Source organism: Photobacterium minamisatsumaniensis, assembly GCF_050336695.1.
Taxonomy (GTDB): domain Bacteria; phylum Pseudomonadota; class Gammaproteobacteria; order Enterobacterales; family Vibrionaceae; genus Photobacterium; species Photobacterium minamisatsumaniensis.
On sequence record NZ_JAKJSI010000014.1, the window covers coordinates 88,318 to 113,717 of the forward strand.

The following is a 25,400-nucleotide window of genomic DNA, read 5'->3' on the forward strand; positions in this document are numbered from 1 at the left end:
TTTTTAAACTTTAGCGAAGTGTTGCCGATAACTTACAAATGGAGTTGCTCTAGGATAGAGAGGCCATAATGACAATTGGAAATATCAATAATAACGCTACGTATACGCCGTCGAGCTTGAAGGCATCGGCGGCCTCCACTCGAGTTGGGCAAGATGCCCAGGGTGAAGCGAAGCCTGTAGTCGCACAGACAACGGTTTCCATTTCTGAAGAAGCTAAGCAAAAGCAGGCAGCAGACGTAGCACAACAAGCGATAAAAGCTGATGGTTCAGATAATGACGAGGGCAGCAAAACCGAGTCATTTGCCTATGGCGTACTAGGGATGGATCATCCTGATGAAGTAAAAGATAACACTGATGACTTCTATACCGCCGGGCAGGTGCTTTCTGCGATCGGTACAGTCGCAACGGTATTATTGGCCATCGTCTAGTTTTTTTACCATTGGCTGATGTTTGGAGAAATGCATCAGCATGCTAGTAACCCCCGTACAAGTCGGTGCACCCACCATAGCACCTTCGATCAATCCGTCAACCGAGCAGGCTGCGCGGGATAATCGTGTACGTGAGAAAATTACTCCTCCCGCAGAAATGGCTGCTTCCGCTCGTGAAAAGCCTCTCAGTAGCGAAGAGAAGCAACTCAAGAAACCATCATGGGACCCGAGTGAACATCCTGATTATCAAGACCTTGCTGTTACGGAAAAACAGTATGGTTATCAAGACGAATTTGAGCAGTTAGTTAAGGCACTCTCAGCCGGCACTTATATGGCTGATGTGACAGAGTTGGGTTATTCCATGCACATCAAGTTGCCACGAGAGGTACTCGAAGCGCTTGAGCAGATCAGTACCACCGAACGAACAAAAGGGGTGATTGCCCATAAGTACGCGCAATCAACCATACCGAACCCGCCCACAGAGTATTTGGTCGTATTGTAGCGGTTAAGTGTACTGTCGTGATTGAGACACACTGCAAGAGAAATAAAAAGAGCCAGCATGTTTGCTGGCTCTTTGTGTTTGATAGCGTGTTTTGCTACGGGTGACTACTTCTTGTGTTTCGCATTCGCGAAAGCTGCCGCAAAGGCACCACCCATCGGGGCGTTTGATGTTCGCTCGTTGCGTGGTTTCGGTGCTGGTTGACGCGCTTCTTGGCGTTGACCTTGTGGTTTGCGTGCGGGTTTTTCTTGCCCAGGTTCATCGTTCAGTCGCATCGACATACCAATGCGCTTACGCTGTAAGTCGACTTCCATGACTTTGACTTTGACGATATCACCAGCCTTAACCACTTCACGCGGATCTGAGATAAATTTATCAGACAACGCAGAAATATGGACCAGCCCATCTTGGTGTACGCCCACATCAACAAAAGCACCAAAATTGGTGACATTGGTGATCACGCCTTCTAGTACCATACCTGGAACCAGATCTTTTACCTCATTAACACCTTCTGCAAAGGTCGCAGTTTTAAACTCTGGGCGAGGGTCACGACCTGGTTTATCAAGCTCGCTAATAATATCAGTGACGGTTGGTAGGCCGAATTTATCGTCGGTGTAGTCTGCCGCTTTGAGGTTGCGTAAGAAATCGGTGTTGCCGACAATGGCATCGACCGCTTTGCTATTGGCTGCGGCAATGCTTTTCACCACGGCATAAGACTCAGGGTGAACGGCAGAGCTATCTAATGGGTTCTTGCCGTCCATAATTCGGAGGAAGCCTGCACATTGCTCAAAGGCTTTAGGCCCTAAACGAGCGACTTTTTTCAAGGTCGTACGCGTTTCAAAGCGGCCGTTTTCGTCACGATAGTTGACGATGTTCTGTGCAATGGTGGTACTTAAACCTGCCACGCGGGTGAGCAAGGCTGATGACGCGGTGTTTACATCAACGCCAACGGCATTTACACAGTCTTCAACCACCGCATCCAAACGTTTAGCAAGCATGCTTTGGCTGACATCGTGCTGGTATTGACCCACGCCAATCGATTTAGGGTCTATTTTCACTAACTCGGCGAGTGGGTCTTGCAGGCGGCGACCAATAGATACCGCACCACGAATTGACACATCAAGGTTCGGGAACTCATTGGCGGCAAGCTCTGACGCAGAGTAGACCGATGCACCTGCCTCGCTCACCATGACACTTTGTATTTTGAGGTTATTGTCTTTGAGCAGATCTGCCACGAAACTGTCTGTTTCACGTGAAGCAGTACCGTTACCAATCGCAATAAGGTTAACGCCATGTTTGGTGATGAGTGCTAGCAGGGTCGCTTCAGCTTCGGCAATCCGACTGCGTGCTGTATGAGGGTAAATAGTTGCGAAATCAAGTAATTTACCTGTTTGGTCAACCACGGCTATTTTACAGCCAGTACGTAAACCAGGGTCAAGTGCGAGCGTAATTCGTGGACCTGCAGGGGCTGCCATCAGCAAATCTTTGAGATTATCTGCAAACACCTGCATCGCACCGTCTTCGGCTTTTTCGCGCAATGCACTCATCAACTCGGTTTCCATGTGCATCAGAATTTTGATCCGCCATGCCCAGCTGATCACCTGCTTACGCCATGCATCGGCTGGCTGGCTGCCCAATGTAATACCGTAGTGGTTGGCAATCATGATTTCGCAGTACGATCCACGTACACCTTCTTCTTGTTGTGGATCTGCATTCAATGAAACCTGCAGGACACCTTCATTACGGCCTCGGAAGAGTGCTAACGCGCGGTGAGATGGTACATTCTTCAGCGCCTCACTGTATTCGAAGTAGTCTTTGAACTTGGCGCCTTCTTGCTCTTTACCGTCGACTAAGCGAGAGGTTAATTCTGCATTGTTTTGTAGCTGGCGGCGGATTTTTTCGAGTAATGCTGCATCTTCAGCAAATCGTTCCATCAAGATGGCACGAGCACCATCTAAGGCCGCTTTGGTATCAGCAATACCATTGTCACTATTAATATACTGGACTGCTAGTGTCTCTGGCGTTTGGCTTGGGTCATTCCATAACGAGTTTGCTAGCGGCTCTAAACCCGCTTCAATGGCAATCTGCCCTTTGGTACGGCGTTTAGGCTTATAAGGCAAGTACAGATCTTCAAGGCGAGTTTTACTGTCGGCATCATGAATTTCTGCTTGAAGTACAGGGGTCATTTTACCCTGTTCAGTAATGGACTTTAGGATCACCTGACGGCGGTCATCTAGCTCTCGCAGGTAACCTAAGCGTGATTCAAGGTTACGGAGTTGGGTATCATCTAATCCGCCGGTCACTTCTTTACGGTAACGGGAAATAAAAGGGACGGTGTTGCCATCGTCGAGCAGCGTGACTGCAGCCGTGACCTGCTCATTGCGAACATTTAATTCACTGGCAATCATCTGGTTGATCGTGTTGCTCATCCGCTTGTTTCTCATGTTGTTATTGAGGGAACCATTCTACGAGGGTTTCTACCGTAGACAAGGAGTGGTGTGTTAGAAGCCTGTCAGTTACTGAAGCTGGCTCTTTCTTGTTGATCCGAGCCTCTTTAAATTGTCTGGGCATCGGGGTAGCGAATGGCATTGACGAACCATTCTTTTTTTCCTGCTGGTGTACTGACTTCGAATTCGTCATCGACTTCTTTCTTCAACAGCGCACGCGCCATTGGAGAGTCTATTGAAATATAGTCATTTCGGCCGTAAATTTCATCGGGTCCAACGATGCGGAATGACATGTTTTCACCGTCTTCATTCTCAATCTCGACCCACGCGCCAAAAAAGACTTTACCGTCTTGTTGAGGAGAGTAATCAACAACTTGAACCTGTTCGAGTCGTTTACGAAGATAGCGAACACGGCGGTCAATTTCACGCAGGCGTTTTTTATTGTATTGATAATCGGCATTCTCAGAACGATCGCCCAAGCTGGCGGCCCAAGTCACTTTCTTAGTGACTTCTGGCCGGTCTTCTCGCCAAAGGAAGTCCAACTCTTTTTTGAGCTTGGTGTAACCTTCACGGGTGATTAAATTGGTTTTCATACTTGGGCTCGGATCCTGTTGAATGGGTGAAAGCTGAACAGAAATGAAAGATGCACCATACACCATACTCTACCTAAGGGTTACAGAGATCAATAGTTCGGGCTTGTAACACGTATTGTTTTGGATAGTTCGTTGAATTTAAGTTAGTTTAATAGGTAGAAGATATATTGTCGCGGTGAAGTAATAAGATCGTGATATCAGTTATACCGACGTGCTGGACATAATCGGTAACAATTTTGCGCTTATTTTAGCGGCAATTTTCAGCTAACCGATGGGTGTGTCGAGTAGAATACGCACAAAGCACGATAATGTAGATCGATGCAAGTAAGGTGATATATGCAGGAAAATTATAAGATTCTGGTTGTTGATGACGATATGCGTCTACGTGCGCTACTTGAGCGCTACCTATCTGAGCAAGGTTTTCAGGTGCGCAGTGTGGCCAATGGTGAGCAAATGGATCGCTTATTATCGCGTGAAACTTTCCACTTGATGGTGTTGGATTTGATGCTACCAGGTGAAGATGGCCTGTCTATTTGTCGCCGCTTGCGTAACGCCAATAACATGTTGCCTATTTTAATGCTTACCGCGAAAGGCGATGAGGTTGATCGTATTGTTGGGTTAGAAGTCGGTGCTGATGATTATCTACCGAAACCATTTAACCCTCGTGAGTTACTTGCCCGTATTCGTGCAGTACTACGACGTCAAACGATTGAAGCACCCGGTGCACCAAGTGTTGACAGTAAAGTGATCGAGTTCGGCGATTTCCGCTTGAACTTAGGTACGCGTGAGATGTTCCGTGGCGAAGAATCGATGCCATTGACCTCTGGCGAATTTGCTGTCCTAAAAGCGTTAGTTACCAATGCTCGTGAGCCGATGTCGCGTGATAAATTGATGAACATGGCTCGAGGCCGTGAATATTCAGCAATGGAACGTTCAATTGATGTTCAGATTTCGCGCTTGCGCCGAATGATTGAAGAAGATCCAAGTCGTCCTCGCTACATCCAAACGGTGTGGGGTTTGGGTTACGTATTTGTACCGGATGGTAGCGAGGCGTAAGCCATGCGATTTTCGCCCCGTAGTACCTTCACCCGTACGCTGATCTTGTTGGCTGGCTTGTTGATTTCAAGCCAGATTTTCTCGTATCTGGCCGTTTTAAATTACGCGCTATTACCGAGCCTTCAACAATTTAATCGAATTTTGGCCTACGAAGTCAGGTTAATGCTCAAAGAAGATGTTCAGCTTGCTGACGGACATTCTTTCCACCTCGATACGCCATTAAGGCGCCAGTTACTTGAGCAACTAGGGGTAACATTGCACGCCGAAGACGGCTCAGAACCGAAGCATGATGTTGATCTCGAAGAGTTTAATAAAGCGACGGTTATTGAGTACCTCAGTGATGAAATGACGGATGAACTTGATTCTCCGACTGAGGTGCGGTTGGTGCTCGGGACCGAGAGTTATGTACTCTGGATGAAAAGCGATGCGATTCCTGGTTACTTAATGCGGATTCCGCTATCAGAGCTACAAGAAGATGACTTCTCTCCGCTGTTTCATTACAGCCTGATCATTGCCTTTATGGTGATTGCGGGGGGGTGGTTGTTTATTCGAATTCAGAATCGGCCATTAGTTGCTTTGGAAAATGCGGCCTTACAGGTGGCACGTGGCGAAACGCCACCAGTGTTGCCTGAACGAGGCGCCTCGGAGATCCGGGCTGTGACCAAGGCATTCAACCATATGTCCGAAGGGATCAAGCAACTCGAAGACGACCGTGCTTTACTACTGGCTGGTGTTAGCCATGATTTGCGTACGCCTTTGACCCGTATTCGTTTGGCAACAGAGATGATGTCGCCGGAAGATGGTTATTTGGCTGAGAGCATGATCAAAGACACGGAAGAGTGTAATGAGATCATCAGTCAGTTTATGGAATATCTGAAATCAACCAAGAAGCAGGCGGAAGAAGAGCTTAACCTTAATATTTTACTGGAAGAGATCGCCGAAACCGAAGGCGGCTACGAACGTAAAATTGAGCTTGAACTTGCTGAAATTCAGGGTTTTATTCAGGCCAATGGTGTGTCGATTAAACGTTCTGTTGCTAATTTGGTGGTGAATGCACTGCGTTATGGCAATGGCTGGGTGAAAATTTCCAGTGGTGTTACCGCCGATCGCAAAATGGCGTGGTACTGTGTTGAGGATGATGGTCCGGGCATTGCGCCTGATCAGGTCGCAAAGATGTTTCAGCCGTTAACTCGGGGTGATTCAGCGAGGGGATCTGATAACGAAGGTACAGGGCTTGGGCTAGCTATCGTGAAGCGTATCATTGACCAACACGAAGGCAGCATTCAGGTAACTAACCGCAGCCAAGGTGGCTTAAAGGTACAAGTGAGTTTACCGTTGGTGAGTACTAGCGGTAAGAAACTAAGCTAGTTTATTGTTGGTAGCTTATTGATTCACTATATAAAAAGCCAGTGCAGTAATGCACTGGCTTTTTTGTTGGTATTTATTTGCGACTGAATGACGTAAAGAGGCTAAGCATTTGAGTAATTGTCGCGCTGGCCCAGCCAACGGTCGATAATGGCTGCCGCATTGCTTGGATAATTATCGTGTAGATAACGAGCGAGCTTTTGCACTTGAGGGATCAGGTGCTGGTCACGAATTAAATCCGCCACTTTAAAGTCTGCAATACCGGTTTGTTTAGTACCAAGCAACTCGCCCGGGCCTCGGATTTCCAGATCGCGCTGAGCAATAACAAAACCATCACTGCTGTCACGTAATACGCCTAGGCGCTTCTGGGCAGTTTTTGACAGCGGGGCATGATAGAGCAGGACACAGTGGCTAGCGACACTACCTCGTCCAACACGGCCTCGTAGCTGGTGGAGTTGGGCAAGACCAAGGCGTTCAGGGTTTTCAACCACCATTAAACTGGCGTTGGGTACATCGACGCCCACTTCGATCACGGTTGTCGCGACCAGTAAATGCAGTTCACCGTCCTTGAAGCGCTTCATGACAGCCTGCTTTTCTGCTGGCTTCATACGGCCATGGACCAAGCCAATATTCAGCTCGGGTAGCTGTGCAGTGAGCTCATCGGCAGTATCAGATGCTGCTTGTGCTTCCAGTACTTCCGACTCATCAATGAGGGTACAGACCCAATAGGCTTGGCGATTTTCATTCAGGCAGGCGCCACGAATACGCTCGATGATTTCTTGACGGCGTGAGTCGGGTAGTGCAACGGTTTGGATGGGGGTGCGCCCCGGCGGTAGTTCATCAATAACAGAGGTCTCTAAATCAGCATAGGCGGTCATGGCCAACGTACGCGGAATAGGGGTCGCCGTCATGATGAGCTGGTGCGGGAAGCGGCCATCATTGGCGCCTTTTTCACGTAGTTCTAATCGTTGGTGCACACCAAAACGGTGCTGTTCGTCGATGATCACCAATGCGAGGTTATTAAAGACCACCTGCTCCTGAAACAAAGCATGGGTGCCGACCACCATTTTGGCTTCACCGCTTTCGATGTTCGCCAACTCGCGTTCTCGTGCCTTACCTTTTAGCTTGCCTGCGAGCCAGCCCACGTTGATCCCCATTGGATTGAGCCAGTTGGCAAAATTGATGGAGTGCTGCTCGGCTAAGAGTTCTGTTGGTGCCATAAGTGCCACCTGATACCCATGCTCGATGGCTCTCAAAGCGGCAAGGGCTGCTACCAGCGTTTTGCCTGAGCCGACATCACCTTGGACGAGACGCATCATGGGGTGAGGTTGAAGCAAGTCGGTTTCAACATCATTGACGACGCGTTGCTGAGCACCTGTTGGGCTAAACGGCAAGCTATCGAGTAGCTGTTGTTTTAACGTATTGCGATTGGCAAGCGGCCAAGCGGCATGACGTTGACTGTTATGGCGAACGGCGAGCATCGATAAATTTTGCGCCAGCAGCTCTTCCATGATTAATCGCTGCTGCGCAGGGTGCTTACCCTCATCCAGTTGGTCTAGCGATACGTCGGGCGTAGGGCGGTGCATGAGGTGCAGCGCCTGTGAAAGCGTCATTTGGCGATCATAAAGCCCTTCTGGTAGCAGTTCACGAACGGCTGATTTATCGAGTAGTCGTAGCGCTTGATCGGTCAGGCTACGCAAGGTCAATTGGCGTAAACCGTCGGTGGTTGGGTAAACGGGGGTCAGGGTTTCTTCTACACTGAGCTCGGTGGGTTCGGAAAATACTCTGTAATCAGGGTGGATAATTTCAAGGCCGAACTTGCCGCGTTTGATCTCTCCATAGGCTTTGATTTGTTTGCCGTCTGCGAAGCTGTTTTTCATTGCAGCATTAAAGTTGAAAAAGCGCAGGGTGGCACTGCCAGTCTGATCACTTATTTTCACGGTGAACATACGGCGTTTGCCGAAAGTAATGCTGCTGCTAAGCACTTCACCCTGAATAGTTAGGTGTTGACCTGCCATGGCGCTGGCGATTGGCCAGATCCTCGTGCGGTCTTCGTAGCGGAGCGGCAGGTGGAACAGTAAATCCTGCACGGTGTGCAAGCCCACTTTCTCCAGCTTTTCTGCCATTTTGGCACCGACCCCAGATAATTCTGTTAGGGCTATGGTATCAAGTAATTGTCCGCTCATGACTTATTCCATCTAGGGTAAATGTTTGGTTTTTTTTGGTTCCGTTGCCTGCATAATGTTCCACCATTGCTCGTCGGCATCAATTTGGCCTGCTTCGTCGAGTGGCGGGTAAGGTAACCCCTTACGGCGGGCAACTTTCGCCAATACGGGATGACCGCGTTCAAATAGAATACGGTGGACGACTTCATCCGGCAACTGGGTCTTTGCCAAGTTATACATACCGGCGTTTTGGCGCTGGCGCTGTGCTTCATATAAGATCAACGCACTGGCAACAGACACATTTAACGACTGTACCATGCCAACCATGGGGATGATGATATCTTGATCGGCCATCGATAGGGCTTCAGCGGTGATCCCATTTTTTTCGCCGCCTAAGATAATCGCAGTCGGCTTGGTGTAATCCACTTCACGAAAATCAATCGCGGTGTCAGATAAGTTAGTCGCGAGTACTTGCATGCCTTGTGCTTTGAGCGTGCTAACAGCATTGACCATTGAATCATGGGTCTCGAGTTCGACCCAATTACGAGCACCTGCTGAGGTGTGGCTGAGGACTCGCATACCATCTTTAGGCCATACAGCATGGACTTTATGGACCCCAACGGCATCGGCCGTACGAATGATGGCTGAAACGTTATTGGGTTTGTGGACTTCTTCCATGCAGACTGTGAGATCTGGCTGGCGGGTGACAAGAACAGATTGAATTCGTTCGAAGCGATCAGGTGTCATAGTGTTGCTTTCTGCCATAAAGAAAACGCCCGAAAACGGGCGTTTGAGTAGATGTTCGAAAGAGATGTAAGTCTCTTTCGTTAGTTAGTTTTTCTGCCGGGAAACACGAACCACATTTGGCATAACTCGGATCCGACGCATAATTTCGGCCAAGTGAATACGGCTCTTGGTGGTTAGCCTTACCGTAATGGTATAGAGGCGACCGTCTTTTTCTTCGGTAGCCAAGCCTTGAATGTTTGAGCCAGTTGCCGAAATGGTATTGGTTAAATCGGCTAGAGCACCTTGGTGGTTTTGCATATCCACTTTGAGGTTGGTGACGAACTCTTGCTCGAAGTCCTCACTCCATTCAACTGCCATGTATTTATCAGGTTCTTTCTGATAGCCACGAATGTTGGAACATTCTTCACGGTGGATCACTAAGCCTTTGCCTGGGCTAACGTGTGCCATAATCGGATCGCCATGAATTGGGTGGCAACAATTAGCAAACGTTAGCAAGATCCCGTCAGCACCGCGAATTGGCAAGTGGTGATCGGTTTCTTTTTCAGAGAGTTCATCGCTACTACCCAATAAACGACGGGCAATGACAATACTCATGAGCTCACCCAAGCCAATCTCTGTTAAGAGATCTTCAAGGTTTGCTAGGCGCAAGTCAGTCAACACTTGATGCAAGTTGTCAGCGTCGATCTGGTCGATACTAAGCTCACCTAATGCGTGATTGAGCAGGCGGCGGCCAAGTGTCACTGATTCTTCGCGGCGCATGGTTTTCAGCACCTGACGGATTTTGGTCCGTGCGCGTGAGGTGACGACATAGTTCAACCACGCGGCATTCGGGCGAGCACCCGGTGCGCTGATAATATCAATGGTCTGGCCATTTTTGAGTGGTTTACTTAATGGGTAAGGTTGGCGTTCAACACGCGCCCCTACACAGGCATTACCGACATCGGTATGTACCGCATAGGCAAAGTCGACGGCTGTTGCGCCAACAGGCAGTTCAACAATGCGCCCTTTCGGGGTGAAGACATAAATTTCGTCTGGGAACAGATCGGATTTTACGTTCTCGATAAACTCAAATGAGCTACCCGCACTTTGCTGTAGCTCAAGCAGGCTTTGCATCCAGCGCTGTGCTTTAACTTGCGCTGTGGTGCTTGAGCTTTCGCCATCTTTATACGCCCAGTGTGCCGCGACCCCTTTATCTGCCATTTGATCCATGTCTTCAGTACGAATTTGTACTTCAACCGGAACGCCGTGAGGGCCGACAAGTGAGGTGTGCAAAGACTGGTAGCCATTGGCTTTTGGTATGGCGATATAATCCTTCATCCGGCTTGGACGAGGCTTATACAAATTGTGGACTTGTCCTAATACGCGGTAGCAGGTATCCAGATCTTTAACCAGTACGCGGAAGGCGTAAATGTCCATGATCGAATGGAACCGCTGCTCTTTGTTTTTCATCTTGTTATAGATGGAATACAAGTTTTTCTCGCGGCCAAGTACCGTGCCGATGATCCCCGCATCTTCGAGGCGGCCCTCGATTTCAGCGTGGATCTTATTAATCATTTCTTTTCGGTTACCCCTTGCAGCAGCCACGACCTCTTTTAGTACCCGATAACGATTTGGGTATAAGGCTTCAAAACCCAGCTCTTCAAGCTCGGTTTTGATGTTGTGGATACCAAGGCGATGCGCCAGCGGAGAGAATATCTCTAATGTTTCGCGGGCGATACGGCGGCGTTTGTCCGGACGCAGGGCACCGAGAGTGCGCATGTTGTGCGTGCGGTCAGCCAGTTTGATAAGGATAACGCGAATATCATGGGCCATGGCCATGATCATTTTGCGGAAGTTCTCGGCTTGCGCTTCTTTGCGGTCGCGGAACTTTAGTTTGTCCAGCTTAGAGACACCATCTACCAGTTCCGCTACGGTCGATCCAAAACGGCTATCGAGATCGTCTTTGGTGACTTCAGTATCTTCGATAACGTCATGGAGTAGGGCTGCCATTAGCGTTTCGTAGTCGAGGCGCATTTCCGCCAAGATACGAGCTACAGCAATGGGGTGGATGATATACGGTTCGCCGCTGGAGCGAGTCTGCCCTTCGTGAGCATCACGCGCAACGAGATAGGCCTGCCTAAGAGCCTCAATTTGAGACTCTGGCAGGTATTCTGTTGCGACTTCTTTCAGGCTATCAAAAAGATACAATTCGCCCGGTTCCCTGAATTAACGGTGGTCGCCTGCAATAGCGCTAACTGCTGCTAGCTCTGCTGCTTCTTGCTCTTGCAGTTCCTGACGCTCGCGAGCATCTAGGATATCTTTAGTGATTAGGCCTTCTTCGATTTCACGAAGTGCGATCACTGTGTACTTGTCGTTTTCTTCTGGAACCAATGGATCCTTACCGCCAGTTTGCATCTGACGAGCGCGGCGTGAAGCAATTTGGATCAGATCGAAACGGTTGCCAATTTTATCAACAGCGTCTTGAACGGTTACGCGTGCCATGGAGGACTCCAGTGGTTATCTATAAATAAAGAGGGAAAATTGTACAAAAATACTTACTGTTCCGCCAGTAATGCATTTAGCATGCTGTTATATTTAGCAGCTTGTTTGTCTTGCTTCAATCGTTCTGCACGAATAATGGCTTTAAAATCCATTAAGGCAGCATCGAAATCATCATTCACGATCACGTAATCGTATTCGTTAAAATGAGAGATCTCTGCACGCGCTTCTTGCATACGGCGAGCAATAACAGCTTCGCTGTCTTGACCTCGAGCATTTAGACGGCGCTCTAGCTCTTCTTTTGATGGTGGCAAGATAAACAGACTTTTCGCTTGCGGCATTTGTTTGCGGATTTGACGCGCACCCTGCCAGTCGATGTCGAGGAATACGTCGATCCCTTTGTTTAGCTGCTCTTCAATCCAAAGGCGAGAAGTGCCGTAGAAATTACCAAATACTTCAGCGTGCTCTAAAAAAGCACTTTTTTCTGTTAGTTCAGTAAATTCTTCTACGCTGACAAAATTGTAATGAACGCCGTTTTTCTCACCTGGGCGCATACCACGCGTCGTGTGAGAGACGGATACTTTCATGTCATAGGTCGGGTTAGTTTCAAGGAGTGCGTTAATCAAACTTGATTTACCAGCGCCACTTGGGGCCGACACGATGTATAGAGTACCTTTGCTCATTGCCTATTTTCACTCAGTGATAGAAGGGCGCGCAGATTATCATGAACTGCGCATAATTGAAATTGGCTGATTGCTTGAAAATTCATCTTTTTGCAGCCAGTTAGATCAAGCCTAGATGGATTTTGTCACTATTTCATGCCAATCATGATGCTGAAAAGAAAAAGGTGGCTTGATGCCACCTTTATCTGCTGCACGATGCCGTGCTAATTATTCGATATTCTGGATCTGCTCGCGCATTTGTTCAATCAGAACTTTTAGCTCAACAGCCGCTGCGGTGATCTCGGTATTGATTGATTTCGATGCCAGCGTGTTTGACTCACGGTTGAACTCTTGCATCATGAAATCTAAACGGCGACCACAAGCCCCGCCTTTTTTCATGATTTTCTGGGTTTCTTTTACGTGTGAATCCAGACGGTCAAGCTCTTCTGCGACGTCACTTTTTTGTGCCATCATGATCAGTTCTTGCTCAATGCGGTTAGCATCAAGTTCCACTTTCGCTTCTTCGAGACGAGTCATGATGCGTTCACGTTGCCACTTAATGACTTCTGGCATCATTGAGCGTACGGTGGCGGCTTCTACTGAAATAGCATCTAGGCGCTGGACGATGAGATCTTTCATGTTTTCGCCTTCGCTAGCTCGCGCGGCAATGAAATCATCAACAGCAGCATCAAAGCCGACAAGTAAATCTTTATTGATAGCATCCAAGTCTTGCTCTGGGGCTTCCATCACACCTGGCCAATTCAATACTTGGAATGGACCAATGTTACCTTCGCCTGATGTGTCTTTTACCCATGTAGCGGCTTTAATGACTTGCTTGGCTAACTCTTCATTAATCGTTAGCTCTTTGCTAGCGGCAGGGTTAGCTTCAAAGCGCAGGTTACATTCCACTTTACCGCGGGCTAAGCGTTTACGGAAACGCTCACGAAGAACAGGCTCTAGGCTACGAAACTGCTCTGGCATGCGTAGGTAAGTTTCTAGGTAACGTTGGTTTACCGAACGGATTTCCCAAATGGCTGTGCCCCAATCGCCTTTTACTTCGCGACGAGCATAAGCGGTCATGCTATGAATCATTGGCTGATGGCCCTTTCAATAAAGTGAGATAACTGCATATTTCATTTAGTGGCGAGATCCCCTAAACGATGACAAAAAACGGGTAGCGCAGTTTCTATGAAGAGCTGATTATACTTTCCATTGATTATAAAAGATATCTCAGGGTCGCTTGCCTTCTTGCTGGGAAAATCGGTATTGGTTGATTCTTTGCCGGCCGAGCAAGGGTTTCGCGTGCACAACCTAGCGGTTGTGGCTATAATCGCCGGTTAATGTCATCCAGCTAAAGGGAATCCCCGATGCGTCCAAGCGGAAGAAGTACCAACCAGGTTCGTCCTATTACTATTACCCGTCACTTTACAGCTCATGCCGAAGGCTCTGTATTAGTCGAGTTTGGTGATACCAAAGTAATTTGTACGGCAAGCGTAGAAGAAAATGTACCGCGCTGGCTAAAAGGTAAAGGCCAAGGTTGGGTGACCGCAGAATATGGCATGCTACCGCGCGCAACACATTCGCGTAACCGCCGTGAAGCGGCAAGCGGTAAGCAAGGTGGCCGCACCATGGAAATTCAGCGCCTAATTGCTCGTAGCTTACGTGCTGCGGTAGATCTGGAAGTGCTGGGTGAGCAAATGATCACCGTTGACTGTGACGTGATTCAAGCCGACGGCGGTACCCGTACTGCTGCGATTACTGGTGCAATGGTTGCCTTGGTTGATGCAATTAGTTATATGCTTGAAAAAGGGCTTATCAAGAAAAGCCCACTGAAAGGCATGGTTGCAGCGGTATCGGTTGGTATCTATAAAGGTGAACCAATCTGCGATCTTGAGTATCTAGAAGATTCAGCGGCTGAAACCGACATGAATGTCGTGATGACCGAAGAAGGTAAGATGATCGAGATTCAGGGCACGGCAGAAGGTGAAGCCTTTAGTCATGAAGAATTATTGGCAATGCTGGCTCTGGCCAAGAGCGGCATTGACGACATAATCGACGTTCAGAAGCGATCGTTGGCTAGTTAGTTTTAAGGCGGTTCCTATTGGAGCCGCTTTTTTTTGTCTAAATTTTGTAAGTGCAGTGGCTTTATAAAAATTTAGTGTGCGTTTGTAAGCACTTTATCGTAATTGTAAGGAGAAACCATGAAAGCATATCAGCGTCAGTTCATCGAATTTGCTCTAGAGAAAGGTGTATTGAAGTTTGGTGAGTTCACTCTGAAATCAGGCCGTAAGAGTCCGTATTTCTTTAATGCGGGCCTATTCAATACAGGTCGTGATTTAGCTCGACTAGGCCGTTTTTACGCTGAGGCTTTGGTGGATGCAAAAATTGACTATGACGTACTCTTTGGCCCTGCATACAAGGGGATCCCAATCGCGACAACAACCGCTGTTGCGTTGGCGGATCACCATGATGTTGATACTCCATACTGCTTTAACCGTAAGGAAGCGAAAAACCACGGTGAAGGCGGTAATTTAGTCGGTAGCGCATTGGAAGGTCGTATCATGCTGGTTGATGATGTGATCACCGCAGGTACAGCCATTCGTGAATCAATGGAAATCATTAAGGCGAATGGTGCTGATTTAGCGGGTGTGTTGGTGGCTATCGATCGTCAAGAGAAAGGCAAAGGCGAGCTATCTGCGATTCAAGAAGTTGAACGCGACTTTGGTTGTGCAGTTATTTCGATTGTCTCGCTGGGTGATGTTGTGAGCTACCTTTCTGAGCAGCAGGGTATGGAAGCGCATCTGGACGCGGTGAAGGCATACCGTGCCGAATACGGCGTATAAGATTCGAGAACCTAGTTCCTAGGAAAAGCAGAAGCCAGAACCATAAACAGAAAAGCGAGAGGTGAAAACCTCTCGCTTTTTTATGTTCGCTATTTCTAGGAATCAGGAACTAGGATCCCGCCTCTGCTCTTAGCCAAGCTCTGCGCTTAATAAGCGCCAGTAGTCATCGAAACTGGCGGTTGGCTTGTGTTTGAAATTAGAGCGTACGAAGCGATTTAAGCTACCTTCTACTTGGCCTAATAGTTGTGCAGCCAGAATACTTTCATCAACTGGGAAGCCTTTTCCTTCACGGAGTCTTCGCTCACGTAAAATTTGACGCAGTTGGGTTTCAATACGTTCGAAAAGCTGGTTAATACGTGCTTGTAAACGGTCTTGCTCAAACATCAAAGCATGGCCTGTCATGATACGCGTTAAGCCTGGATTACGCTCGGCAAACCCCAAGATAAGCTGTAACACCATACGCAGGCGATTCAGCGTATCTTTCTCGTCATCTAAAATGCGGTTGATGCGGGTTGTGATTGAATCTTCAATAAATTCAATCAAGCCTTCGAACATTCTCGCCTTGCTTGGGAAATGGCGATAAAGAGCGGCTTCGGAAACACCGACCTGTGCAGCCAGTTTAGCGGTCGTGATACGTTGGCTGCCTTGAGCTGATTCCAGCATCTGCGCCAGTGCTTGTAATATTTCTTCGCGGCGGTTGTTTTTCTTGTTGCCAGCCATGAATAACCGTTCCTTTTCAAATTGAGACTGCCACCCGAGGGCGTGAAACCCGCTTATTTTAGCGGTGGATTGTTGCTGTGAAAAGCGTTGCTAACTGATAGTGATCTCTTTATCGACAAAAACAGCCCAATCTTGAGGATTGGGCTTTATATTTGATCTTATTCGTTTAATTCGTCATCAATTTGACGATAGTCAGCTTCGGCAGGTTAGTTTTTATGGTTTTGATACAAGCTGACGATCTCTGCCATTAATTGCTGACCGAGCTGGTTTTTGCTGGCGAGAGGGAGTGCTTTATCGCCTTCTGGCCAATAAAGGTGAAGTGCATTGCTATCACTGTTAAACCCTTGGCCCTGCTGTGAGACGTCATTGGCACAGATCAGGTTGAGGTTCTTACGTGTGAGTTTACCACGCGCATATTGTTCAACGTCTTGGGTTTCTGCAGCAAAGCCGACGGTAAACGGACGGTTGTCCGTGAGTGCTGCCACGCTAGCCACAATGTCTGGGTTCTTAATCAGCTTTAATATCATTTCGTCTTTGCCGACCTGTTTCTTCATTTTTTGCTCGGCTATATTGGCAGGGCGAAAATCAGCTACGGCTGCACAAGCGATAAAAATATCGCTTTGTGTTGCATGAGCCATGGCACTGAGGTGCATGTCTTCGGCACTGCGAACATCAATACGATTCACCTCTTGTGGTGTTGCAAGGTGAACGGGACCGCTGATCAGCGTTACGTTGGCACCGCGTTTTGCAGCGGCCTCAGCAATGGCGTACCCCATTTTGCCTGAACTGTGGTTGGTGAGGTAGCGTACAGGGTCGATAGCTTCGCAGGTTGGCCCTGCGGTAACGGTGATATTGATACCTTGCCAATCAGCAGGTTGAAAGAACGCTTCAGTATGGTGAACCAGCTGCATTGGCTCGAGCATACGGCCAGGGCCAATATCACCACAAGCTTGCTCACCGCTCGCCGGGCCCCAGAGGGTATAACCGCGGCGTGCTAAGGTTGCAATATTCTCTTGGGTGGCGACATTACGGTACATTTGTTGGTTCATCGCCGGTGCGATAGCGACCGGAGAGTCGGTGGCTAAGCACAGGGTGCTGAGTAAATCGTTGCCCATGCCTGCTGAAATACGGGCAATAAGATCGGCGGTTGCAGGAGCTAGCAGAACTAAATCCGCCCATTTGGCGAGTTCAATGTGTCCCATCGATGCCTCTGCGGCTGGATCAAAGAGACTGTCAGAGACTGGATGGCCAGAGACGGCTTGCATGGTCAATGGCGTAATAAACTCTTGAGCCGCCTTGGTCATGACCACACGTACTTCAGCGCCACGTTCAATTAAACGTCGAGTAAGCTCCGCGCATTTGTACGCAGCAATCCCGCCACTGATCCCGAGAAGTATTTTTTTTCCTGCCAAAGTTTGCATCTTGCCGCCTGCTCATCGATATCCGAAATGTCATTGCGGCAAACTTTACCATCAAAAAAAGCCAGTCACCAAATAAACCCTGTATTCCTTCTTTATAGGGGAAAGCACGGTCAGCCGACAGAGAGTAACTGTGAACGACGTAACATTTTGTGATTGGTATACGTCATGCTTTGTTTGATTTATTGCGCCTAGGCTCGGAAACCCATGAGGCTGACTTGTTTGAGAGTGACTTTCCTCGTGAGCTTAATCTTCTATAAAGAGGAGAGCGAGAAGGATGCCATGTCATTAAAGTTATTACCGGCAGCATCAAGGCCGAGAGAAAAGCTACTTGAACGTGGAGCTGGCGCGTTATCAGATGCTGAATTGTTGGCGATTTTTTTACGCACAGGCATTACAGGTATGAATGCCATTGAATTGGCCACTTATCTGCTGAATGAATTTGGTTCGTTAAGGGCATTATTAGGCGCCGATAAAGAGGCGTTTTGTCAGCATCGAGGGTTAGGGCCGGCGAAATTTGTTCAATTACAGGCCGTAATGGAAATGAGTGAGCGCCATTTTGCAGAAATTATAAAAAAAGGGGATGCGCTGACCAGCCCTGAGTCAACGAGAAAATATTTAAGCCGTATTTTGCGCGATCGTCACCGTGAAGCTTTTTTTGTTTTATTTCTTGATAACCAGCATCGGGTGCTATCTGGGGAGGTACTTTTTGAAGGAACAATCGATTCTGCGAGTGTTTATCCACGAGAAGTTGTAAAAAGATCACTGGAACTTAATGCAGCCGCGCTCATTTTAGCGCATAATCACCCGTCAGGCGTAGCTGAGCCGAGTCAAGCAGATCGCCGAATTACCCGCCGCATTAGTGATGCATTAGCGTTGGTGGATATTCGGGTTCTGGATCACTTTGTTGTCGGTGACGGAGAAATCACTTCTTTTGCAGAGCAAGGTTGGCTATAAAATAGACATATTTTGCTTAAAAAGTTGAGAAAGGACTGCTCGGGACTTGAGCAACTGGTTTTGACTTAGTATAATGCGCGACCTTTGATAGCTATGATTATATGTGAAAAGCTTTTTCGCATTGAATTAATCATGGTAGATATCGAGCTGAAACGATTTGGAGAAGACAGTAATGTCCCGAGTATGCCAAGTAACTGGCAAGCGTCCTGTAACGGGTAACAACCGTTCACACGCACGTAATGCCACCAAGCGTCGTTTTCTGCCGAACCTGCAAACTCATCGTTTCTGGGTAGAAAGCGAAAAACGCTTCGTTAAACTACGTCTTACTGCTAAAGGTATGCGTATCATCGACAAGAAAGGTATTGATACCGTTCTTGCAGAGATGCGTGTTCGCGGCGAGAACGTTTAAGAGGATTTGAAGAATGGCTAAAGGCATTCGTGAGAAGATCCGTCTAGTATCATCAGCTGGTACAGGCCACTTCTACACTACAGATAAGAACAAGCGTAACATGCCGGGCAAATTTGAGATCAAGAAATTTGATCCAGTTGTTCGTAAGCACGTTATGTACAAAGAAGCTAAAATCAAGTAATTGATTTACAGCCCTTTGATAAAAGCCCAGTTTGCTAACTGGGTTTTTTTATACCTTTTTTTTGTGTTTCCTATCTAACTCCCCCTCCTTCTTATCGATTTTCTGCACAGTTACTTACTGAGACATTGCTTGTATACATCGCCATGTGATGGAATAACTGCCATGCTATGGTTTTGTTTTATCGGAGTGTATCTATGAGGCTGTCGCGCCGAGGTTGGAATAACGTCATTATCATTGGGGTTGTGTGCTTTATTGCGATAATTCAGTTGCCTGAACTGCTGAAAGCTCGGATCTCAGGCTCTGAGCCAAGTGTCGATACTGTGTATGATGCCAATTTAACTCGCTTGCTGCCTATTGACGTTGAAGTGGTGAAATTGCAACTCCCCACCGTTACTCTTGAGCGGCAGTTATCAGGCTGGGTTGCTGAGCCTGCGATTGGTGTTGATATACCAGAACTTGTTTCTCATTGGCGAACATTGGCTGGTACACCTGTTACTGCAGAGATGATGGAGCAACTTGCCCCGCAGTTGATACTTCCGCTAAAAATCGATGTTTGGTTAGAGCAGCAATCAGAGCCTGCGCAAGTGACTATTTATCAGTTACCCAAGTTTTGGTTACTCCAAAACTGGCAAGGGGAATGGCTCGCGGTTTCCGTGGATAAGGCATACCTGTTTCCCGTTGCAGAATAATTTTTCGATAGTCACCATAATCACTTAATAACAATAATGAAGAGGGTGCTATGCCTGAGTTACCGGAAGTTGAAGTTAGCCGTATGGGGATCTCACCGCATGTAATCGGTCAAACTGTCAGTAAAATCGTGGTGCGTAATCCGAAACTACGCTGGCCAATCCCCGATGAGATAAACCAAATTGAAGGGCAGGTGATCCGCAATGTTACGCGACGAGCTAAGTATCTGTTACTTGAAACGGATATTGGTTATGCAATTGTGCATTTGGGGATGTCAGGAAGCTTGCGAATTTTGCCAGTAGGTACCCCGCCTGAAAAGCACGACCATGTTGATTTGTGTCTCTCTAGTGGTGAGTTGCTGCGTTATAACGATCCTCGCCGTTTTGGTGCATGGTTGTGGCAAGATCAAGGGGGAGAGCACTCGGTGCTGTCTAAGCTTGGCCCTGAGCCTTTAAGTGATGTTTTCACCAGTGATTATTTGTTCAATAAAGCCAAAGGTAAAAAAACAACGATAAAGCAATTTATTATGGACAACCATGTCGTGGTTGGTGTCGGTAATATCTATGCCAATGAATCATTGTTTAGTGCCGGAATTCATCCTAAATGTGCCGCTGGGACGATTTCAGCAGAGCGTTTGAGGCTCTTAGTAGAAGACATTAAAGCTGTTCTGACTTTTGCCATCCAGCAAGGGGGCACCACGCTAAAAGATTTCAAGAACAGTGACGGAAAGCCGGGTTACTTTGCCCAAGAGTTACAAGTGTATGGCAAAGGTGGGCTGCCTTGCCCTAAGTGCAATAAGCCGCTTGAAGAGATGAAAATCGGACAACGAGCTTCTGTTTTTTGTACTAAGTGCCAGAAGTAGAATAGGTTAGGTGTTCAGAATTTCTTAACTCCGCGCTCAGTGGTATTGATGGTGATTTTTTGGATGATGCCTGTTTTCAATCGGGGCATAGTGCTATGATTTTGTCATAGATAGCAGTTTTTTATTTGGCATGAATTTAAGGTGTAGATAGATGATGAAGTATTTGGTTACTGGTGCTGCGGGCTTTATTGGCAGTGCTGTGGTTGAGCGTCTATGTGCGATGGGGCATGAGGTTATCGGTATTGATAATCTCAATGATTATTATGATGTCTCTTTGAAGCAAGATCGGTTAGTTCGCATTGCCCATCCTCAATTTACCTTTGTTGCTTTGGACTTAGCCGATCGTGAAGGTGTGGCCAATTTGTTTGCAGAGCAGCAGTTTGACCGCGTTATTCATTTAGCCGCCCAAGCTGGTGTCCGTTACTCTATCGATAACCCAATGGCATACGCTGATAGTAATTTGGTAGGGCACCTGACGATCCTAGAGGGTTGTCGTCATCACAAAATTGAACACCTTGTATATGCATCCTCTAGCTCGGTTTATGGGCTTAACCAGAAGATGCCGTTTGATACTGCCGATAGTGTTGACCATCCTATCTCATTGTATGCAGCGACAAAGAAATCCAATGAGCTGATGGCCCATACCTACTCGCATCTTTATGGCGTACCGACAACGGGTCTACGTTTCTTTACGGTATATGGCCCGTGGGGGCGCCCGGATATGGCATTATTCAAGTTCACCAAAAAAATTGTCAACGGTGAGCAAATTGATGTCTACAACAATGGCGATATGCGCCGAGACTTTACCTATATCGATGATATTGTCGAAGGTATCATTCGTATTCAGAATGTGATCCCGCAAGCGTCGCCTGACTGGACTGTTGAATCCGGCTCACCAGCGACCAGCTCTGCGCCATACCGTGTATATAACATTGGCCACGGTAGCCCAGTTAAATTGATGGACTTCATTGAAGCGCTCGAAGGGGCTTTGGGTATCGAGGCGAAGAAAAACTTCATGCCGATGCAGCCGGGTGATGTGTATGCGACCTATGCTGATACACAAGATCTATTTGATGCAACAGGCTATACCCCTGAGGTTAAGGTGACTGAGGGTGTGCAGGCTTTCGTTGATTGGTATCGTGGCTACTATCAAGCTTGATTTTAAATATTAGACAAGAAAAAGGAGGCTAAGCCTCCTTTTTTTATTATTTTTTTGCGAGTTTTTTCAACAGTGCTTCTGTGATGATCGGGTCAACAAACTGACTGACATCACCTTTATGCAGGGCGACTTCTTTAACGATGGTTGAAGAAATAAATGAATTTTCTTCAGCCGGCGTTAGAAATACTGTCTCTAGCTCTGGCATCAGACGGCGGTTCATATTGGCTAACTGAAACTCATACTCGAAATCAGAGACAGCCCTGAGTCCTCGTACGAGTATGTTGGCCTGATATTCTTTGGCAAAATCGACCAACAGACCAGAAAAGCCGACAATTTCGACATTGTCGAGGTGTTGGGTAATTTGTTTGGCTAAATCAACGCGCTCATGTAAGTCAAATAACGGCTTCTTACTTGGGCTGTAAGCAATACCAACCACAACATGGTCAAACATCGCAGCTGCACGTTCGATAAGATCAAGGTGGCCATTGGTAATGGGATCAAAAGTGCCAGGGTAGATTACGCGGGTTGTCATAACGGTTACCAAAAATTTAAATTCTTAATTATTAATAATATGATCGAGCTTCGCTGTCACATCACTTAGTAAGATATCTTGCATCAAGTCACTTCCTTTAACTCGGGTTCCCCAAGCTAAGGCCTCCACGCTTTTCCCATGTTGCTTTTTGGCATGTTGTTCATACACACTGGCAACTAGGTCAAGGCTATTGTAGGGACCTGTGCGTATTGGATTACTATGGGCATAAAGGCCGATAACCGCTGTGCCTTGAGTGGTAGCAAGGTGTGCAGGTCCAGTGTCCGGAGCGACAACAGCATCAGCTGCACCAAGTAAAGCTGTCAGCTGCTTGAGGCTGGTTTTACCAATTAAATTCGTTATCGGTTTTTGGGTTAATTGCTCAATATCTTGCCCCAGCGTTAACTCTCGCGGGGCTGGTGAGCCACAAAGGATGACTTGCATGCCTTGTTCGGTTGCGTAGTCAGCGAGCTGAGCATAGCGCTCTGTTAGCCAATTTCTTTCATCTTTACTTGCGGCAGGAGAGATGATCAGTGTGGGTTGCCCTTGGGTTTGCTCTTTGGCGAATGTTTGTGCTTCATCGTCCAATGGGATGTTCCAGTGTGGCTTGTCGAAAGGAACGCCTAAGTAGCGTGCGAAATCAGCGAAGTTGTCTAACACATGGAAGCTATCGGTATTGGGTAAGTGGCGGTTGGTAAATAGCCATTGACCTTCTTTGGTTCGGTTTTTACTGAACCCAACCCGGTACTTGGCTTTGATACCTAATGATAGGGCGCTGGCTCTTAAAGCAGCTTGCATATGCAGCAACGCATCAAATTTCTGGCCTTTGAGTGCGCGCCAGACGGCTTTCATTCCGTCAAGCCCTGCTTTTTTATCAAACACAACGACCTTAATACCGGGAAGATCGCCAATAAGCTGAGCTTCAATTTTACCGGTTACCCAGGTGACTTCAGTCGTTGGCCAGTGTGATTGAATTGCCTGGACAACGGCAATGGCATGGCAGACATCGCCAATAGCAGACAGCCTAAGAATACAAAGTGAGCGTGGCGGGGTGCTGAAAAGCGCCATGACAAATACCTGTTAATGATTCTGATAGGAAATTATGCAGTTGAAGCAAGTGATTGTAAAATACTCTGTCCCTTTAGCTTGGAGATAAAGCGTGCAACAGTTAACAAGTAGAAACCAGAGGATCTGGTTCGCCCCTGAATTATTGGCTGAAGATCCGCAACAGTGCTTCGACCCAACTTTTTGGCAGCAGCAAGGCAGGGTTATTGGTTCAGCTCAGGGGAGGGGGACCACTTGGTTTGTTCGAGGGGACAATATTGAGATGGCTCTACGCCATTACCGCCGTGGTGGTCTGTTTGGTAAATTGGTGGAAGATGCTTACTGGTTTACTGGCTGGGATAAAACCCGGGCCGCTGAGGAGTTCAAATTATTGAATAAATTGACGCAAGGCGGTGTCAGGGTACCACGTCCTGTTGCGGCAAGGGCTATCAGGCAAGGGCTAACCTATCGTGCTGACTTACTCGTTGAGAAGATTCCTGCGGCTAAAGATTTGGTGGCATTGTTGGAGCGCTCAGTGTTACCGAAAGAAAATTGGCGAGCTATTGGCACCATGATCAGAAAAATGCATGATTTGCAGGTTTGCCATACCGATCTCAATAGCCACAATGTATTGCTCGATAGTAAACAGCAGATTTGGCTAATTGATTTTGATAAATGCTATGAGCAAGCCGGTGAAAAATGGAAGCAGAGTAATTTAGCTCGCTTGCATCGCTCCTTTGTCAAAGAGCAGGGCAAGCGGGGCATTAAGTTTGATGCGCAGTGCTGGCAATGGCTACTCGATGGCTACAGTGTAAATTAGGGACTAAGTTGCTGTTCAAGCACCTTAAGTGTTTTGGCCACAGCCCCTTGGTTCTGTTTTACGATGGCTAATGCTGCGGTACCCATTGCCGTGCATTGTTCAGGGCTGGCGAATAATGCAGATAAGCGTTGGGCCAGTGCAGTGGCATCAGCGCAAATCGTTAATGCCTCAGCAGCTTCAAGTTGCTGAGTGATATCTGCAAAGTTGTAATAACTCGGGCCTGTGATAATAGGTTTGGCGAGTGCTGCTGGCTCTAGCATATTGTGCCCGCCCACTTTATCACCAATGAAACTTCCCCCCATGACGGTAATATCAGCCGCTCCCATTAGTAACAGCATCTCTCCCATGGTATCAGCCAGATATACGTCAGTACTGCTATCAACGTCTTGTCCTGCTGTGCGGCGTATGCAGTTTAATTGCTGATCGCGACATAGCTTGGCAACGTCATCAAAGCGCTCTGGGTGACGAGGAACAAGCATTAATAAACACCTTGGGTGCTGTTGTTTAACCTGCTTAAACGCTTTTAGTATTCCTTCGTCTTCTCCCTTGTGGGTGCTCGCTGCGATCCAAACCGGTCGTTCTTGACCAAGTTGTTGGCGAAGGTGCTGCGATTGTTCTTTTAATTGCGGCTCAATTTGGATATCAAACTTAACCGAACCCGTCACACTGAGCCGTGCTTGAGGTACACCTAATTTTTCAAAGCGCTTGGCATCTTCGGTATGTAGACACAGGAAGTGGTCTATATGTTTAGCTATTAGATTAAACACCGTCTGGAAACGAGCATAGCGTTTGGCTGATCGTTCAGATAAGCGGGCATTCATGACGATAACTGGAATTTCTGCGTGATGTACTGTCGCTAATGTGTTTGGCCACAACTCAGTTTCCATAATGAGCATTGCCGATGGTTTTACTTTCTTTATAAACCCTTTGATACACCAGGCAAAGTCAATCGGCATATAGCGGTGTTCAACCAAATCACCAAGCTTTTCTACCTGTTGTGCACCAGTACTGGTGGTGGTGGTAACAATGATTGCTTGCTCTGGATATTGGGCTTTTAGTGCTTTTATGACTGGAATCGCTGCAATTGATTCACCGACAGAGACAGCATGAATCCAAATAGGGTTTTGACCAGAGATGGCAGGAGTCATACCAAAATGCTCCTTCCAGCGAGAGCCAAAGGTCGGTTTACCCGGCTTCTTTTTATAGAGACCCGCGAGGAGTAATGGAGCTGAGAGGGTTAAAAGTAGGGTATAAATCCAACGAACAAGCATATCGCCCCATTATATCGGTTGTAAGAACAGTATCAGTTTAAAGGATGCAGTGATTAGTTG

At 47.4% G+C, this 25,400-nt stretch carries 26 protein-coding genes; 13 read left to right on the forward strand and 13 right to left on the reverse strand.

Annotation, left to right across the window (positions count from 1 at the left end; translation table 11 throughout):
- Positions 1 to 68 precede the first annotated feature (68 nt).
- Together L4D78_RS06525 and L4D78_RS06530 are read left to right on the forward strand one after the other, a co-directional pair.
- Positions 69 to 428, forward strand: a complete 360-nt coding sequence (locus L4D78_RS06525) for a hypothetical protein (protein WP_428466162.1) — start codon at positions 69 to 71, stop codon at positions 426 to 428.
- A gap of 40 nt (positions 429 to 468) precedes the next feature.
- The gene (locus L4D78_RS06530; protein WP_428466163.1) at positions 469 to 930 is read left to right on the forward strand and encodes an ATP-dependent Lon protease; all 462 of its coding nucleotides are present in this window, start codon (positions 469 to 471) and stop codon (positions 928 to 930) included.
- Positions 931 to 1,034: 104 nt separating this feature from the next.
- Here the strand turns inward: L4D78_RS06530 and L4D78_RS06535 are convergent, their stop codons facing one another.
- Both L4D78_RS06535 and greB read right to left on the reverse strand, forming a co-directional pair.
- A complete protein-coding gene (locus L4D78_RS06535; RefSeq protein ID WP_428466164.1) occupies positions 1,035 to 3,356 on the reverse strand; it encodes a Tex family protein in 2,322 nt (773 codons plus the stop codon).
- A gap of 125 nt (positions 3,357 to 3,481) precedes the next feature.
- Complete coding sequence (greB, locus tag L4D78_RS06540) at positions 3,482 to 3,967, reverse strand: transcription elongation factor GreB (protein WP_428466165.1); 486 nt, start codon at positions 3,965 to 3,967, stop codon at positions 3,482 to 3,484.
- A 336-nt stretch (positions 3,968 to 4,303) separates the two neighbouring features.
- On the opposite strand from greB, the gene ompR reads away from it, so the two are divergent.
- Together ompR and envZ are read left to right on the forward strand one after the other, a co-directional pair.
- Positions 4,304 to 5,023, forward strand: a complete 720-nt coding sequence (gene ompR / locus L4D78_RS06545; RefSeq protein WP_428456577.1) for an osmolarity response regulator transcription factor OmpR — start codon at positions 4,304 to 4,306, stop codon at positions 5,021 to 5,023.
- Between the two features lie 3 nt (positions 5,024 to 5,026).
- Complete coding sequence (gene envZ / locus L4D78_RS06550) at positions 5,027 to 6,391, forward strand: two-component system sensor histidine kinase EnvZ (protein WP_428466166.1); 1,365 nt, start codon at positions 5,027 to 5,029, stop codon at positions 6,389 to 6,391.
- A gap of 101 nt (positions 6,392 to 6,492) precedes the next feature.
- On the opposite strand, the gene recG is transcribed toward envZ, so the two are convergent.
- The 6 genes from recG to L4D78_RS06580 all read right to left on the reverse strand — a co-directional run bounded on the left by recG (position 6,493) and on the right by L4D78_RS06580 (position 13,532).
- Entirely contained in the window at positions 6,493 to 8,574 is a 2,082-nt protein-coding gene (gene recG / locus L4D78_RS06555) for an ATP-dependent DNA helicase RecG (RefSeq protein ID WP_428466167.1), read from the reverse strand.
- A 12-nt stretch (positions 8,575 to 8,586) separates the two neighbouring features.
- Positions 8,587 to 9,300 (reverse strand): tRNA (guanosine(18)-2'-O)-methyltransferase TrmH, encoded by a 714-nt coding sequence (gene trmH / locus L4D78_RS06560; protein ID WP_428466267.1) that lies wholly within the window; start codon positions 9,298 to 9,300, stop codon positions 8,587 to 8,589.
- 84 nt (positions 9,301 to 9,384) lie between these two features.
- Positions 9,385 to 11,487: a bifunctional GTP diphosphokinase/guanosine-3',5'-bis pyrophosphate 3'-pyrophosphohydrolase gene (spoT, locus tag L4D78_RS06565; protein ID WP_428466168.1), complete on the reverse strand. Its 2,103-nt coding sequence runs from the start codon at positions 11,485 to 11,487 to the stop codon at positions 9,385 to 9,387.
- A gap of 18 nt (positions 11,488 to 11,505) precedes the next feature.
- Positions 11,506 to 11,781: a DNA-directed RNA polymerase subunit omega gene (gene rpoZ / locus L4D78_RS06570; RefSeq protein WP_036821454.1), complete on the reverse strand. Its 276-nt coding sequence runs from the start codon at positions 11,779 to 11,781 to the stop codon at positions 11,506 to 11,508.
- Positions 11,782 to 11,834: 53 nt separating this feature from the next.
- Positions 11,835 to 12,461, reverse strand: a complete 627-nt coding sequence (gene gmk / locus L4D78_RS06575; protein ID WP_428466169.1) for a guanylate kinase — start codon at positions 12,459 to 12,461, stop codon at positions 11,835 to 11,837.
- Between the two features lie 207 nt (positions 12,462 to 12,668).
- Entirely contained in the window at positions 12,669 to 13,532 is an 864-nt protein-coding gene (locus L4D78_RS06580) for a YicC/YloC family endoribonuclease (protein WP_428466170.1), read from the reverse strand.
- A gap of 275 nt (positions 13,533 to 13,807) precedes the next feature.
- Here L4D78_RS06580 and rph point away from each other — a divergent pair, with 275 nt between their 5' ends.
- Both rph and pyrE read left to right on the forward strand, forming a co-directional pair.
- Entirely contained in the window at positions 13,808 to 14,524 is a 717-nt protein-coding gene (gene rph, locus L4D78_RS06585; RefSeq protein ID WP_428466171.1) for a ribonuclease PH, read from the forward strand.
- A gap of 117 nt (positions 14,525 to 14,641) precedes the next feature.
- Positions 14,642 to 15,283, forward strand: a complete 642-nt coding sequence (gene pyrE / locus L4D78_RS06590) for an orotate phosphoribosyltransferase (protein ID WP_428466172.1) — start codon at positions 14,642 to 14,644, stop codon at positions 15,281 to 15,283.
- Positions 15,284 to 15,412: 129 nt separating this feature from the next.
- On the opposite strand, the gene slmA is transcribed toward pyrE, so the two are convergent.
- Both slmA and coaBC read right to left on the reverse strand, forming a co-directional pair.
- Entirely contained in the window at positions 15,413 to 16,003 is a 591-nt protein-coding gene (slmA, locus tag L4D78_RS06595) for a nucleoid occlusion factor SlmA (RefSeq protein WP_428456585.1), read from the reverse strand.
- 206 nt (positions 16,004 to 16,209) lie between these two features.
- A complete protein-coding gene (gene coaBC, locus L4D78_RS06600; RefSeq protein WP_428466173.1) occupies positions 16,210 to 17,424 on the reverse strand; it encodes a bifunctional phosphopantothenoylcysteine decarboxylase/phosphopantothenate--cysteine ligase CoaBC in 1,215 nt (404 codons plus the stop codon).
- A gap of 279 nt (positions 17,425 to 17,703) precedes the next feature.
- Between coaBC and radC the strand changes: the two genes are divergently transcribed.
- From radC to L4D78_RS06630, 6 genes are all read left to right on the forward strand, one after another.
- Positions 17,704 to 18,378: a RadC family protein gene (gene radC / locus L4D78_RS06605; protein WP_428466174.1), complete on the forward strand. Its 675-nt coding sequence runs from the start codon at positions 17,704 to 17,706 to the stop codon at positions 18,376 to 18,378.
- Between the two features lie 172 nt (positions 18,379 to 18,550).
- Positions 18,551 to 18,787: a 50S ribosomal protein L28 gene (rpmB, locus tag L4D78_RS06610; RefSeq protein WP_045039707.1), complete on the forward strand. Its 237-nt coding sequence runs from the start codon at positions 18,551 to 18,553 to the stop codon at positions 18,785 to 18,787.
- Positions 18,788 to 18,800: 13 nt separating this feature from the next.
- Positions 18,801 to 18,968: a 50S ribosomal protein L33 gene (gene rpmG, locus L4D78_RS06615; protein ID WP_004405486.1), complete on the forward strand. Its 168-nt coding sequence runs from the start codon at positions 18,801 to 18,803 to the stop codon at positions 18,966 to 18,968.
- 194 nt (positions 18,969 to 19,162) lie between these two features.
- On the forward strand, positions 19,163 to 19,657 hold the full coding sequence (locus L4D78_RS06620; RefSeq protein WP_428466175.1) for a hypothetical protein: 495 nt from the start codon (positions 19,163 to 19,165) through the stop codon (positions 19,655 to 19,657).
- Between the two features lie 50 nt (positions 19,658 to 19,707).
- The gene (gene mutM, locus L4D78_RS06625) at positions 19,708 to 20,517 is read left to right on the forward strand and encodes a bifunctional DNA-formamidopyrimidine glycosylase/DNA-(apurinic or apyrimidinic site) lyase (RefSeq protein ID WP_428466176.1); all 810 of its coding nucleotides are present in this window, start codon (positions 19,708 to 19,710) and stop codon (positions 20,515 to 20,517) included.
- A gap of 154 nt (positions 20,518 to 20,671) precedes the next feature.
- Positions 20,672 to 21,676, forward strand: coding sequence for an NAD-dependent epimerase (locus L4D78_RS06630; protein ID WP_428466268.1), 1,005 nt, complete (start codon positions 20,672 to 20,674; stop codon positions 21,674 to 21,676).
- 46 nt (positions 21,677 to 21,722) lie between these two features.
- Here the strand turns inward: L4D78_RS06630 and coaD are convergent, their stop codons facing one another.
- Both coaD and L4D78_RS06640 read right to left on the reverse strand, forming a co-directional pair.
- Complete coding sequence (gene coaD, locus L4D78_RS06635; RefSeq protein ID WP_428466177.1) at positions 21,723 to 22,208, reverse strand: pantetheine-phosphate adenylyltransferase; 486 nt, start codon at positions 22,206 to 22,208, stop codon at positions 21,723 to 21,725.
- A 24-nt stretch (positions 22,209 to 22,232) separates the two neighbouring features.
- A complete protein-coding gene (locus tag L4D78_RS06640) occupies positions 22,233 to 23,273 on the reverse strand; it encodes a glycosyltransferase family 9 protein (protein WP_428466178.1) in 1,041 nt (346 codons plus the stop codon).
- A gap of 91 nt (positions 23,274 to 23,364) precedes the next feature.
- Here L4D78_RS06640 and L4D78_RS06645 point away from each other — a divergent pair, with 91 nt between their 5' ends.
- A complete protein-coding gene (locus L4D78_RS06645; RefSeq protein ID WP_428466179.1) occupies positions 23,365 to 24,069 on the forward strand; it encodes a 3-deoxy-D-manno-octulosonic acid kinase in 705 nt (234 codons plus the stop codon).
- On the opposite strand, the gene waaA is transcribed toward L4D78_RS06645, so the two are convergent.
- Positions 24,066 to 25,340 (reverse strand): lipid IV(A) 3-deoxy-D-manno-octulosonic acid transferase, encoded by a 1,275-nt coding sequence (gene waaA / locus L4D78_RS06650; protein WP_428466180.1) that lies wholly within the window; start codon positions 25,338 to 25,340, stop codon positions 24,066 to 24,068. The genes L4D78_RS06645 and waaA overlap by 4 nt on opposite strands.
- Positions 25,341 to 25,400: the final 60 nt, after the last annotated feature.

Coding starts and splice junctions, on each gene's coding strand:
- mutM (WP_428466176.1), top strand. CDS start 19,708: ATGCCTGAGTTACCGGAAGTTGAAGTTAGCCGTATGGGGATCTCACCG.
- rpoZ (WP_036821454.1), bottom strand. CDS start 11,781: ATGGCACGCGTAACCGTTCAAGACGCTGTTGATAAAATTGGCAACCGT.
- L4D78_RS06630 (WP_428466268.1), top strand. CDS start 20,672: ATGAAGTATTTGGTTACTGGTGCTGCGGGCTTTATTGGCAGTGCTGTG.
- envZ (WP_428466166.1), top strand. CDS start 5,027: ATGCGATTTTCGCCCCGTAGTACCTTCACCCGTACGCTGATCTTGTTG.
- rpmB (WP_045039707.1), top strand. CDS start 18,551: ATGTCCCGAGTATGCCAAGTAACTGGCAAGCGTCCTGTAACGGGTAAC.
- L4D78_RS06620 (WP_428466175.1), top strand. CDS start 19,163: ATGAGGCTGTCGCGCCGAGGTTGGAATAACGTCATTATCATTGGGGTT.
- radC (WP_428466174.1), top strand. CDS start 17,704: ATGTCATTAAAGTTATTACCGGCAGCATCAAGGCCGAGAGAAAAGCTA.
- ompR (WP_428456577.1), top strand. CDS start 4,304: ATGCAGGAAAATTATAAGATTCTGGTTGTTGATGACGATATGCGTCTA.
- coaBC (WP_428466173.1), bottom strand. CDS start 17,424: ATGCAAACTTTGGCAGGAAAAAAAATACTTCTCGGGATCAGTGGCGGG.
- L4D78_RS06525 (WP_428466162.1), top strand. CDS start 69: ATGACAATTGGAAATATCAATAATAACGCTACGTATACGCCGTCGAGC.
- slmA (WP_428456585.1), bottom strand. CDS start 16,003: ATGGCTGGCAACAAGAAAAACAACCGCCGCGAAGAAATATTACAAGCA.
- rph (WP_428466171.1), top strand. CDS start 13,808: ATGCGTCCAAGCGGAAGAAGTACCAACCAGGTTCGTCCTATTACTATT.
- gmk (WP_428466169.1), bottom strand. CDS start 12,461: ATGAGCAAAGGTACTCTATACATCGTGTCGGCCCCAAGTGGCGCTGGT.
- L4D78_RS06530 (WP_428466163.1), top strand. CDS start 469: ATGCTAGTAACCCCCGTACAAGTCGGTGCACCCACCATAGCACCTTCG.
- greB (WP_428466165.1), bottom strand. CDS start 3,967: ATGAAAACCAATTTAATCACCCGTGAAGGTTACACCAAGCTCAAAAAA.
- pyrE (WP_428466172.1), top strand. CDS start 14,642: ATGAAAGCATATCAGCGTCAGTTCATCGAATTTGCTCTAGAGAAAGGT.
- rpmG (WP_004405486.1), top strand. CDS start 18,801: ATGGCTAAAGGCATTCGTGAGAAGATCCGTCTAGTATCATCAGCTGGT.
- coaD (WP_428466177.1), bottom strand. CDS start 22,208: ATGACAACCCGCGTAATCTACCCTGGCACTTTTGATCCCATTACCAAT.
- L4D78_RS06535 (WP_428466164.1), bottom strand. CDS start 3,356: ATGAGCAACACGATCAACCAGATGATTGCCAGTGAATTAAATGTTCGC.
- recG (WP_428466167.1), bottom strand. CDS start 8,574: ATGAGCGGACAATTACTTGATACCATAGCCCTAACAGAATTATCTGGG.
- waaA (WP_428466180.1), bottom strand. CDS start 25,340: ATGCTTGTTCGTTGGATTTATACCCTACTTTTAACCCTCTCAGCTCCA.
- L4D78_RS06640 (WP_428466178.1), bottom strand. CDS start 23,273: ATGGCGCTTTTCAGCACCCCGCCACGCTCACTTTGTATTCTTAGGCTG.
- L4D78_RS06580 (WP_428466170.1), bottom strand. CDS start 13,532: ATGATTCATAGCATGACCGCTTATGCTCGTCGCGAAGTAAAAGGCGAT.
- trmH (WP_428466267.1), bottom strand. CDS start 9,300: ATGACACCTGATCGCTTCGAACGAATTCAATCTGTTCTTGTCACCCGC.